The 10626-nt window shown below is 68.3% G+C and carries 14 protein-coding genes; 8 read left to right on the top strand and 6 right to left on the bottom strand.

The window, feature by feature from the left end:
• The first annotated feature begins 17 nt into the window (after positions 1 to 17).
• Positions 18 to 647: a lamin tail domain-containing protein gene (locus ACIBTM_RS19940; protein ID WP_395878547.1), complete on the top strand. Its 630-nt coding sequence runs from the start codon at positions 18 to 20 to the stop codon at positions 645 to 647.
• Here the strand turns inward: ACIBTM_RS19940 and ACIBTM_RS19935 are convergent.
• Positions 607 to 993 carry a VOC family protein gene (locus tag ACIBTM_RS19935; RefSeq protein ID WP_395878546.1) on the bottom strand — a complete coding sequence of 129 codons (387 nt, stop codon included), beginning with the start codon at positions 991 to 993 and terminating at the stop codon, positions 607 to 609. The two genes, ACIBTM_RS19940 and ACIBTM_RS19935, sit on opposite strands and share 41 nt — an antisense overlap.
• Positions 994 to 1112: 119 nt before the next feature.
• Here ACIBTM_RS19935 and ACIBTM_RS19930 point away from each other — a divergent pair, with 119 nt between their 5' ends.
• The 4 genes from ACIBTM_RS19930 (at position 1113) to ACIBTM_RS19915 (ending at position 4210) form a co-directional block, all read left to right on the top strand.
• A complete protein-coding gene (locus ACIBTM_RS19930; protein ID WP_395878545.1) occupies positions 1113 to 1493 on the top strand; it encodes a hypothetical protein in 381 nt (126 codons plus the stop codon).
• A gap of 57 nt (positions 1494 to 1550) precedes the next feature.
• Positions 1551 to 2219: a DsbA family protein gene (locus tag ACIBTM_RS19925; RefSeq protein ID WP_395878544.1), complete on the top strand. Its 669-nt coding sequence runs from the start codon at positions 1551 to 1553 to the stop codon at positions 2217 to 2219.
• Positions 2216 to 2782: a vitamin K epoxide reductase family protein gene (locus tag ACIBTM_RS19920; protein WP_395878543.1), complete on the top strand. Its 567-nt coding sequence runs from the start codon at positions 2216 to 2218 to the stop codon at positions 2780 to 2782. Before ACIBTM_RS19925 ends, ACIBTM_RS19920 begins: the two co-directional genes overlap by 4 nt.
• 333 nt (positions 2783 to 3115) lie before the next feature.
• A complete protein-coding gene (locus ACIBTM_RS19915) occupies positions 3116 to 4210 on the top strand; it encodes a S1 family peptidase (RefSeq protein ID WP_395878542.1) in 1095 nt (364 codons plus the stop codon).
• On the opposite strand, the gene ACIBTM_RS19910 is transcribed toward ACIBTM_RS19915, so the two are convergent.
• The 5 genes from ACIBTM_RS19910 to ACIBTM_RS19890 all read right to left on the bottom strand — a co-directional run bounded on the left by ACIBTM_RS19910 (position 4183) and on the right by ACIBTM_RS19890 (position 7376).
• Positions 4183 to 4611, bottom strand: coding sequence for a hypothetical protein (locus ACIBTM_RS19910; RefSeq protein ID WP_395878541.1), 429 nt, complete (start codon positions 4609 to 4611; stop codon positions 4183 to 4185). The two genes, ACIBTM_RS19915 and ACIBTM_RS19910, sit on opposite strands and share 28 nt — an antisense overlap.
• A gap of 88 nt (positions 4612 to 4699) precedes the next feature.
• A complete protein-coding gene (locus ACIBTM_RS19905; RefSeq protein ID WP_395878540.1) occupies positions 4700 to 5812 on the bottom strand; it encodes a VanZ family protein in 1113 nt (370 codons plus the stop codon).
• Complete coding sequence (locus ACIBTM_RS19900) at positions 5805 to 6110, bottom strand: hypothetical protein (RefSeq protein WP_395878539.1); 306 nt, start codon at positions 6108 to 6110, stop codon at positions 5805 to 5807. The genes ACIBTM_RS19905 and ACIBTM_RS19900 overlap by 8 nt, the downstream gene beginning before the upstream one ends.
• A 95-nt stretch (positions 6111 to 6205) precedes the next feature.
• Positions 6206 to 6370: a hypothetical protein gene (locus ACIBTM_RS19895; RefSeq protein WP_240598862.1), complete on the bottom strand. Its 165-nt coding sequence runs from the start codon at positions 6368 to 6370 to the stop codon at positions 6206 to 6208.
• Positions 6371 to 6449: 79 nt separating this feature from the next.
• A complete protein-coding gene (locus ACIBTM_RS19890) occupies positions 6450 to 7376 on the bottom strand; it encodes a MurR/RpiR family transcriptional regulator (RefSeq protein WP_395878538.1) in 927 nt (308 codons plus the stop codon).
• A gap of 149 nt (positions 7377 to 7525) precedes the next feature.
• On the opposite strand from ACIBTM_RS19890, the gene ACIBTM_RS19885 reads away from it, so the two are divergent.
• From ACIBTM_RS19885 to ACIBTM_RS19875, 3 genes are read left to right on the top strand one after another with little or no spacing between them, the layout of a single operon-like run.
• Complete coding sequence (locus ACIBTM_RS19885; RefSeq protein WP_395878537.1) at positions 7526 to 8917, top strand: MFS transporter; 1392 nt, start codon at positions 7526 to 7528, stop codon at positions 8915 to 8917.
• Positions 8914 to 9354 carry a GAF domain-containing protein gene (locus ACIBTM_RS19880; protein ID WP_395878536.1) on the top strand — a complete coding sequence of 147 codons (441 nt, stop codon included), beginning with the start codon at positions 8914 to 8916 and terminating at the stop codon, positions 9352 to 9354. The genes ACIBTM_RS19885 and ACIBTM_RS19880 overlap by 4 nt, the downstream gene beginning before the upstream one ends.
• On the top strand, positions 9351 to 10565 hold the full coding sequence (locus tag ACIBTM_RS19875; RefSeq protein WP_395878535.1) for an amidohydrolase family protein: 1215 nt from the start codon (positions 9351 to 9353) through the stop codon (positions 10563 to 10565). The genes ACIBTM_RS19880 and ACIBTM_RS19875 overlap by 4 nt, the downstream gene beginning before the upstream one ends.
• Positions 10566 to 10626: the final 61 nt, after the last annotated feature.

Raw genomic sequence — 10626 nt, 5'->3', positions numbered from 1 at the left:
CAGAGGGGTACGGCATCATGATCCGAAAGCTCGTCAGCGGCGTGCTCGGTGTGCTCGTCTTGTCCCTCGTCACCGCGCCTTCGTCGGACGCCCGGGACCTCGCTCCCCAGGTGTCGACCACGGTGCTGATCAACGAGGTTTTCCCGCAGGGACCGAACGGGGCCTTGGACGAGTTCCTCGAACTGCGTAACGTCAGCACTGCTCCCGTGGACCTCACCGGCTTCTCATTGCGGTTCTATTCGTCGACCTGCGTTCCCACCCAAACCCTGATCCTTCCGCAGGCACTGGTGGTGCAACCGATGAATTCGATGGGGCAGTTCGTAGTCCTGCTGGGGCGGGACTTCTCCGGCACCATCTACGATCCGACCAACGTCGTCCCGGTGGGCACCTCCGTCGATCTCCTGCCTGCCCGTACCGGGTCGGTGGTTCTGCTCGACAGCACCGGCCGTCAGGTGGACACGGTCGGATGGGCACCTCCGCTCGAAACCCCGTGTCTGCGCGAAGGACAGCCCGCACGCACACCGCCGCCGGGCCTGTCGCTGTCCCGCAATTATCTGAGCTGGGACACCGACAACAACCGATGCGATTTCAGCCCGACGCCGCCCACTACCGGTGCACGGTGGCCGGAACCTCCGACGAAGGGCTGAAGTCCGGGTTCTCCCAGACGAAGGTGACCTTGTTACCCGCCGGATCCACGATCTCCGTCAGCTTGACGAAGTCGAAGTCCTGGATCGGGCCGCATTCCACCCCGCGCTCCGCGAGGTCGCCGACGGTCTCGTCGATGTCTTCGACGACGATGACCACGGTGCTCTTGCCCGAGGGTTCCGGGTCGTGGGCGACCTGGATGCCCGCGCTCCCGGCGATCCGCCACTCCGCGACACCTTCCATGGGTTCGGCGTCGGGGCGCCGACCGATCCACCGCTCGTACCAGGCGACCGCGGCGGCGTGGTCTGAGACCGGCAGGACCGCGTAGACATCCTTGAACCTCGGCACGGCACGTCGTCCTTCCACTCGGGATCACCGATCACTGTAGGTTGTTTTGTCCGAGTTCGCCTCGGCTTTACAAGGTCACCTTTACCCTGCTCCGCGTGACCGGCAGAAGGACAGTGAGGATGACCGCGCGGCTGTTCGCCGTGCTGGCCGTCCTCACCGCTGTCGCCTTGCTGCAGGGCGCGCTGTGCAGTGACGGAGCCGCGGCGGCGGGCTCTCCCTGCGCTCCCTTGTTCGCGGCGGAAACGACTCACGCCGCGAACCCGGTCGACGAATGCGAACCGGCGACGGCTCTGCTGAGCCCGGCGGAACAGCCCCTTCCGAGCAACCACCTCGACGACGTCACAGGCGTCGGAGTGGTGCTGCTGGCCGCGCTCTTCCTTCTCGCCCGGCGCCGCCGGTCCGACCCGACGGCAGCGTCACTCGCGCTGCCGTTGTCCTTGTCTTCCGAACGCCGGGCGACGACGCCCCCGCTCGTCCAGCTCTGCGTTTCCCGTACCTGATCCGGCGAAGCCCCCTGCCGTTTTCAGTTGCCGGAACCGAGCCAAGGACACAACAGAATGACCAAGAACGCCAAGGTTTCCCTGACGGCCGCGGCCGTCGTGATCGCGGTGGTGGCCGCGTTGCTCGTCTTCACCAACCTGGGTGAGGAGACCCCGAACGCACAGGCGGGCGCACCTCCGGTGGTGCCCGCGTCGATCCTGATCCGGCCGGACAGCCATCGGCTTTCCGACCCGCCGGGCGGCAAGGTGACCGTCGTGGAATTCCTCGACCTCGAATGCGAGGCGTGCGGGGCCGCGTTCCCCGGCGTCGAACGGCTCCGCGCCGAGTACGGCGACCGGGTCACCTTCGTCATGCGCTACTTCCCCATTCCCAGCCACCAGAACGCCGAACTCGCCGCCCGGGCCGTGGAAGCCGCGGGTAAGCAGGGCAAGCTCGAACCGATGTATCGCCTGATGTTCGAGAAGCAGCCGGAGTGGGGCGACCAGCAGGTCTCCCACCGCGAAACCTTCCTCGGCTTCGCGCGCGAACTGGGTCTCGATCTGAAGGCCTTCGAGACCGCGCTGGACGATCCGGTCACGCTCGGCCGGGTGCTGGCCGACCGCACCGACGGCGCGAACATCGGCGTCGACAGCACGCCGACGTTCTTCGTCAACGGCGTGAAGTTCTCGGGCTCCCCGTCCTATCAGGGCCTCAAGGCCGTCATCGACCGGGAGCTGGCGAAATGACGCCGTTCGCCGTCCGGGTGACGCCGTGGGTGCTGCTGGTCGGCGGCGCGATCGGGCTGCTGGCTTCGTTCGTCCTCACCATCGAGAAGATCAGGCTGCTCAAGGACTTCTCCTACATCCCGACCTGCAGTATCAACCCGGTCCTCAGTTGTGGGTCGATCATGAAGACCCCGCAGGCGGAGCTGTTCGGCTTCCCCAATCCGTTGCTGGGGATCGCCGGATTCAGCGTGGTCGTCACGACCGGGGCCGCCCTGCTCGGCGGAGCACGGCTCCCTCGGTGGTACTGGCTCGGCCTCCAGATCGGCTCGGGACTCGGTGTCGTATTCGTGCACTGGCTGATGTTCCAGAGCCTGTACGTCATCGGGGCCCTGTGCCCGTATTGCATGGTCGTGTGGGCGGTCACGATCGCCGTCTTCTGGTACACGACCCTGCGCAACATCCACCAAGGACCGGAGGTGAAGGCGGTGGTCCGGTACCACAGCGTGGTACTCGTGGTCTGGTACGCCGCCATCACCGTCGCGGTCCTGCAGGCCTTCTGGAGTTACTGGACGACGCTCGTCTGAAGGCGGCTTTCCTTTCCCGCTGGTGAAAGAAACCCGTTCGTCACCGATGCGGACGAACGGGTTCAGCGCGGACACCATCAGGTGATCCGCGTTTTCCGGCCATGTACGTCTCTTTCCCGAATGGAGGTACGCACGTCGCTGACAGTCGTTCACCGGTCAGGGAATCGGGGACGGCAATTCGTGCAGTCTCCACTCACAAGAGTGAGGGGCAGCCATTCCACTGAGCCGGAAAGGCGAATTCCCGGCGCTACTCAAATGGCGGCATTCGCCCGGCATCCCCTGTCGTAACGTCGAATAAGGAGCGTTCCCGCACCGAATTTCCTGGAGGTTTTCGTGTTCCGACGCCCTTTGCGCACCTTGACCGTCCTGATCGGCGCGGCCGCGGCCGTCACCGCCTTCGCGGCCCCGGCTTCAGCGGCGAGATCGGTGCTGAACGAAGCGGCTGGACCGGCCACTTTGGCCGCCGCGCAGCAGAAGCTCGGTACTTCGCTCGGCGCCGCGTTCGCCGGTTCCTGGCTCGACACCACGACCGGCGAACTGGTCGTCGGCACCACCGACGCGGACCACTCGGCCAGGATCCGCGCCGCGGGCGCGATTCCGAAGACACTCCGGCACAGCGCCGCCGAACTGAAGACGATGCAGTCCACTTTGGACAAAAGAACGGCGGGTCTGCCTCGCTCGGTCGCCGGCTGGTACGTCGACGTGCCCGCGAACGAGGTCGTGGTGAGCGTGGTGGGCGGCGATCCCACGGGCCGGGCGTGGGCCACCTCCGCCGGCGTGCCGGTCCGGGTGGAGCACGTGAAGAGCGCACCGCGGCCGTTGTGGAGCGTGATCGGCGGGCAGGGTCTGTATTTCAGCGGCGGCGCCTGCTCGGTCGGGTTCAACGCCTACGACGATGACGATCATTACGTGATCACCGCCGGCCACTGCACCGAACTCGGCGGCACCGTGCGCGGCGCCGGCGGCACGATCGGCAAGGTCGCGAGGTCGTCCTTCCCCGGCAACGACTACGGGACGGTCAAGGTGACGCATTCCGACGTCTCGACCCCGCCCCGGGTCGACCGGTACGAAGACGGTTCCGACGTGCGGATCGAGGGTGCGGACGTGGTCGGCGTCGGCGGCCGGGTCTGCCGGTCCGGGATCACCACCCATTGGCACTGCGGGCGGGTCGAAGCGCTGGACCAGACGGTGAACTACGGCAACGGGAACATCGTGCGAGGCCTCACGCAGACCAACGCCTGCGCCGAGCGCGGCGATTCCGGCGGCTCGTTCGTCAGCCGTCCTTCGTCGGGCTCCGGCACGAAACTGGTGCAGGCGCAGGGCATGACCTCGGGCGGCTCCGGTGACTGCGACGAAGGCGGCACCACCTTCTTCCAGCCCGTCAAGGAGGTGCTCGACCGCTACGACCTGAAGCTGGAAAGGGACTGATCTCCCGCGGCGAGGGGCGGCCGGTTCTCCGGTCGCCCCTTGATCAGCGCGGCGAGTTCCCCCGCTTCGAGGACGAGCGTCTCGATCTCGGCCCAGCGGCGGCGGATCCGCTCGGGATCGGTGACGAGTGCGCCGGAAACCATACCCAGGAACAGGTTCGCGTCCGTCCCGATCTCCGCGAGCCGCAGGAAGGGACGGCGTTCTTCTTCGGTTCCCGTTCCGTGCGCCGCGGCCCGTTCGCGGGCGCGCATCCCGGCGTCGTGGCAGGCGTCGACGAGCAGGGTCCGGATCTCTTCCGTCCGGTTCCCCGGGCTCGCGGGAGGTTTCCCCATCAACGGGAAGATGTTCCAGGCCACCGACAGCAGGCAGTCGGCCACGTCGTCCATCGACTCCACGTTCACCGGGCGAGTGTTCCGGGCCGTGCGTCCTACCAGGCGGAATGACTCGCGGGAACGGCAGGGTCGACCCGATCGGGTGGCGCTCGCGTGCTCAGAGGCGGAACTCGCGTACAGGACTCGGCTCGGCCTGGTCGGCGAGTTCGCGCGTGTCGGCCATCCGCAGGCCGGCGACCAGTCCGGAAAGTCCTTGGTGACCTTGCGGCCGGATCGCGAGGATGCCGCTGGCGAAGAACAGCAGGTTCGCGAGCGGCTCGAACCCGCCGTTGACCACCGACGCCAAGGTGAGCAACGTGAAGTAGCCGCCGGCCCCGGTCAGGAATCGCACGATCATCCGCCACAGCGAAGGCTTCCCGCCGTCCGGTCCGGTGGGGCGCAGCAACACGACCCGCTGGCCGAAGCTGGCGCCGTTGCCCACGACCGGGATGACGAACAGCAGCAGCAACGCGGGCAGGAAGGTGCCGATCAGCGCGGTGACCACGGTGTTCGGTTCACCCAAGAGCAGGGTCGTCATGAGCAGGACCGTCGTGCCGAGCAGGACGACGGACACGACGTCGACGGCCATCCCGAGCAGGCGGCGGCGCGCGGTGACCGGCCGTGGCGTTCCGGGTGGCGCGGACGGTTCGTTCCCCGGCAGCAGCCGCAGCAACGGGGCGAGCCCGAAACCGACGGCGGCGCCGATGGTGTTGGTCAGCAGGTCGTCGACGTCGGCCAGCCGGTACGGGCACTCGAACAGGAACCAGACCCCGGTCAGCTGGGTGCATTCGATGAACAGCGAGACCGCGAAGCCGATGGCGACGGTGGCGAGGAAACCCCGCCGGAAGAGGTGCCGCACGAACATCCCCAGCGGCACGAACAAGGCGACGTTGAACACCGCCTGCTGGACGGCCGGGTTGCGCAGGAACGCCCGCAGCCCCGCGCCAGTCTGTTCACGGCGGATGTCGGCGACGAACTGGAACGGGCGCAGTTGCAGGTGACTGGACGCGTGTTCGGCACACCACGCCGTCGTCGTCTCCGGGATGGGGAGCAAGGTGTACGTCCACAGGGACATGGCGTAGACCAGGAACCCGAACACCAGCAGGACCCGCCAGAGCCCGAGTTCGCCGCGGCGCCGGTAACTCGCGGCGATGTACGGGACGGCCAGGAAGCCCGCGAGCACGAAACCCGCGAACACCGCGATGACCGCGGAGATGGTCGGATCAGTCACTCGCGGAAGCTAACAACGCGCGCTCCGGCGCACCCGTCACACCACCTGGCCGGGTGACGGCGTCGGCGGGCGCCAGCGTCCGCTGATGCGCGAGCGCCGCGATGGCGAAGGTCAAGTGGACGACGACCCAGTTGCGGTCTTCGCGATGAATCCGCTGCAGCAGGTCGAGAGAAGCATCGCCCGGCGTACGCCCCTGACGGCAGGCTTCGATGAACGCCTGGGTCAGTTCGTCGACGTTCCTCCGGAACTCCGCGAAGGTGTCGGAGGGCTGGGCGTTGGTGCAGAAATCCACGGTCACGTCACAGAGCGTTCCATAGCGCGACACAAAGTTACGAATTGGCGGAGTGTGAATCACTCACGTGAGGTAGTCCGGGAGCGGATCTGTGCTCTGCGTCACGCTGAAGCGAGTCCGGCGGGCATCCGGCGTTCCCGTTCGGCCGCCTTCGCCCGGCGGGTGACCGGGAAACGCTGGTCGAGTTCGACCAGCAGCGGCGTCGCCGCCATCAGCGCCAGAAGGGCGAGCCCGGCGTAGGCACCCAAAGTCGCGATGATCGTCATTTCGTCCTCCTCGATCCCGTACCGCCTGTTCCGGCGGCCTGGAACCAGGATCGCCTCCCGGCAGGGGGCGGCGGATCGGTCATCCGGCGGAGACGCCTCCACCGGTCGGCCTTTTCGGCACTGTCCGATCGGCCGACCCCGGGCGGCGGTGCAGCAGATCGAACCGCGACCACATGGCCTCGGCCGCCTCGATCGACTCACCGGTGCGGACCGGGTCGACGGCGGCGAGTTGCGCGACGATCGCCTGCACCAGGCTCATCCCGGCGGTCAGCGACGGGAAGAAGGTCACCCCCTCGGCCGGCACCATCAGCACCTGTTCGACGGCGCCCGCCAGCGCGGGACTCGCCGCGTCGGTGATGGCGAAGGCGCGCGCTCCCCTGGTCTTCGCTTCGTTCGCGGCGAGCACGGTGCTTTCGTACAGACGCCAGAAACTGATCGCGATGAGCACGTCTTCGGAAGAGAGCTTCGCCGTGGCGTTGGCGAGTTCGGCGTCGCCCGCGGTGATCGCGTGGACGTCGTATCCGGCGAGCCGGGCGTTGTGCGCGAAGGCGATCCCGACCGCGGCGTAACTGCCGTCGGCGATGACGACCGTGCGGCGCGCCCCCGCGACCGCTTCGGCGACCTGGCGGATCTCGTCCTCGGCGAACCGCCGGTTGAGCAGGGCGAGGCTGTCGAGGTCCCGGCGCAACGACGCCGAACCCGGCGAGTCGACGTCCCGGTGTTCCTCGGCCACCTGCGGCGCGCTCAGCGACGACATGTACCGCGCCCGCAACTCCTGTTGCAGCGCGGGCCATCCGGCGAACCCGAGCGCCTGCGCCGTCCGGGTGACGGTGGCGACGTTGACCCCGGCCAGCTGGGCGAGCTCCGCCGTCGAGCCGAACGACGCCCGGCGCGGTTGCGAGACCAGCACTTCGAGCACCGCGGCCGACTTCGGCCGCAGGCCGCGTTCCGGTGTCCGGTCCCGAAGCCACGCCTCGAAACCGTCGTCGGTTCCCGTCTCTGTCACGCACGCCCTCCCTCGACCGTGTCTCCCCAAGCGCGCCACGGTAACGCATCGTGCCCGTCGAACCACTTGCAACAACCATTGCAGTTTTGCCGAAACGCAGTATACGTTGTCCGCACTCCTCGTCGCCCGAACCACGGAAGGCGTTCCCCATGACGCTTCTGGCACGACTGGACCGGCTCCCGCTGAGCCGTCCCCATTACAAACTCCTGCTCATCGGCGGACTCGGCTACACCTTCGACGGCATGGACTCCGCCGTGGTCGCCTTCCTCCTGCCGAGCGCGAAAGCCGCCTGGGGCCTCGACAACGGCCAGCTCGGGCTGATCGGTTCGGCGACGCCGTTCGGCTTCCTCTTCGGTGCGATCGCCGCCGGCCTGCTGGGCGACCGCATCGGCCGCAAGAAGGTCATGATGTACGCGCTGGCCTTCTACGCGGTGTTCTCGGTGGTCGCGGCCTTCTCCCCCAACTACGAGGTCTTCCTGGGCGCCCGGGTGCTGGCCGGGGCGGGCGCCGGCGCCGAAAGCGCGATCATCGCGCCGTTCCTGTCGGAATTCGTCCCCGCCAAACGGCGCGGCTGGTTCGTCGGCGCGCTGGCCGGGTTCTTCTCGTTCGGTTTCGTCGCCGCCGCGCTGATCGGGCGGTTCGTCGTCCCGACGGTGCCGGAGGGCTGGCGGGTCGCGCAGCTGATCACCGCGCTGCCGATCGTCATGCTGCTGTGGTGGCGCCGCTCGCTGCCGGAATCACCGAGGTTCCTGGTCGCGAACGGACGTCATGCCGAGGCAGAGAAGATCGTCGCGAAACTCGAACGAGACGTCGAGAAGGCCACGGGGCAGGCACTTCCGGCCGTCGCCGAGGCCGACGCCCAGCCCGCGACCGAGACCCCCAAGGTCAATCTCCTCAGCGCGTTGAAGTTCCTGTGGAGCCCGGCGATGGCCCGCCGCACCGCGGTGATCTGGACCGTGTGGTTCGTGATCACGTTCTCCTACTACGGCTTCTTCTCCTGGATCCCGACCCTGCTCGTCGAACGCGGCATCACGGTGACCAAGAGCTTCGAGTTCTCGATCATCATCTACCTGGCGCAGATCCCCGGGTACTTCTCCGCCGCGTGGCTCTCCGAACGGCTCGACCGCAAGCACACCATCGCGCTGTACCTCGCGGGCTCGGCGGTGAGCGCGTTCTGGCTGAGCCAGATGGATGCGCCGTGGTCGATCACCCTCGCCGGAGCGGTGCTGTCGTTCTTCCTCAACGGCACATACGCCGGCGTGTACTCCTACACCCCCGAGGTGTTCCCGACCTGGATCCGCGCCAGCGGGACCGGGCTGTCCAGCGCGTTCGGCCGGGTCGGCAGCATCCTGGCCCCGACGATCATCGGCCTGTCCGCCGCGAGCCTCGGCTTCGCGGGCGTCTTCGGCCTCACCACCGCCGTCCTGGCGGCCGGGGTGGTGTGCGTGGTCGTGTTCGGCCTGTCCACCGCCGGCCGTTCCCTGGAAGAACTGACCGAACACGGCGCGCCCGTGAAAACCGCCAAGGAGATGACGAAGTGACCGTGTCACTGTCCACTGTGGAGGACAAGACCCGAGCCACGATCGGCGTACGGCTGTTCACCGTGCTGGCCTGGGTGCCCGAACGGCGGGCACTGCGGCGAGTGCACAGCAGTCACCCCGTCGAATACCCGGTCGGTGGTGAGAAGACCGTCGAGGTCGCCGCCGGGTGGCTGGAGCGGTGCATCACCGGACAGGAGCCCTACTTCGGGCCGGACAGCGCCGCGGTGCGGGAGATCTTCGCCGACCACGAACTCATCGACAGCCTCGGTTGCGGCGCGGTGATCAACGTGCCGGTGGTGGACGACGGCCGCACCCTCGGCGTCCTCAACCTCCTTGACGCGGAAGGCCACTACGACGACGAGTCCGTCGCGATGGCCCGATCCCTGGCACCGTTGGCGGTCCCGGCCCTGCGCGAACTCCTGGAGGAGAACCGATGAACGGATCACTGCTGCTGCGCGGCGCCCGCCTGCTCGACCCGGTCACGGGCGAGTACACCGAGGGCGACCTCCGGTGCGCCGACGGCCGGATCGTCGAGGTCGGCGACGGTCTCGCCGCGGGCGACGCGCGGACCGAGGACCTGCACGGGGCGTTCGTGCTGCCCGGTCTCGTCGACGCCCATGTGCACGTCACCGCGTCGACCGCGGATCTCGGGTCGCTGCCCGCGTCGTCACCGTCCTACGTGGCCGCGCACAGCGCCCGCACCATGAGCCGGATGCTGGACCGGGGCTTCACGACGGTCCGTGACGCTTCCGGCGCCGACTACGGTCTCGCCGACGCCCAGGCCGAAGGCTTGTTCCGCGGCCCGCGGCTGCTGTTCTGCGGACGCGCGCTGAGCCAGACCGGCGGGCACGGCGACAGCCGGACGCGCGGCGCCAACACCAGCGAAGACCACCCGTGCTGCGCCGGTCTCGGCCGGGTCGCCGACGGGGTCGACGCGGTCCGCGCGGCGGCGCGCGACGAACTGCGCAAGGGAGCGCACCACATCAAGGTGATGGCCTCCGGCGGCGTCGCCTCCCCCACCGACCGGATCGACTCGACGCAGTACTCCGGCGAGGAACTGCGCGCCATCGTCGAGGAGGCGGAGGCGGCCAACCGCTACGTCGCCGCGCACGCCTACACCGCCCGCGCGGTGAACCGCGCGCTGGAGCTGGGCGTCCGGTCGATCGAACACGGCAACCTGATCGACGATCTCAGCGTCGAGCTGTTCCTCCGGCACGACGCCTACCTCGTGCCGACCCTGGTGACGTACTGGGCGCTGAAGGAGGAAGGGCGCGAGCACGGGCTGCCGGAATCCAGCTGGCGCAAGGTCGACGAGGTGCTCGGCGCGGGGATGGCCGCACTCGAGAAGGCCGCCAGGGGCGGGGTGAAACTGGTGTACGGCAGCGACCTCCTCGGCGGGATGCACCGGCACCAGAACCACGAGTTCCGGTTGCGCGGGGAGGTCCAGTCCGCGCTGGAGGTGATCCGCTCCGCGACGTCGACGGCGGCGGATCTGCTGAACCTGACCGGCGAGATCGGCACGCTCGCACCGGGCGCGCACGCGGATCTGGTGGTCGTCGACCGGGATCCGCTGGAGGACATCGGTGTCCTGGCCGAGCCGGAGAAGTTCCGGTACGTCGTGCAGGGCGGAACGGTCGTCTCCGCCTGACTCTTGTACATGAAGGCCCCCTTCCTTGCGCCTAGGTACAGGAAGGGGGCCTTCACGTACT

Origin of the sequence: Amycolatopsis sp. NPDC049868, assembly GCF_044461365.1 — a bacterium.
GTDB lineage: Bacteria > Actinomycetota > Actinomycetes > Mycobacteriales > Pseudonocardiaceae > Amycolatopsis.
This window is presented reverse-complemented; position numbering and strand designations above follow the sequence as displayed.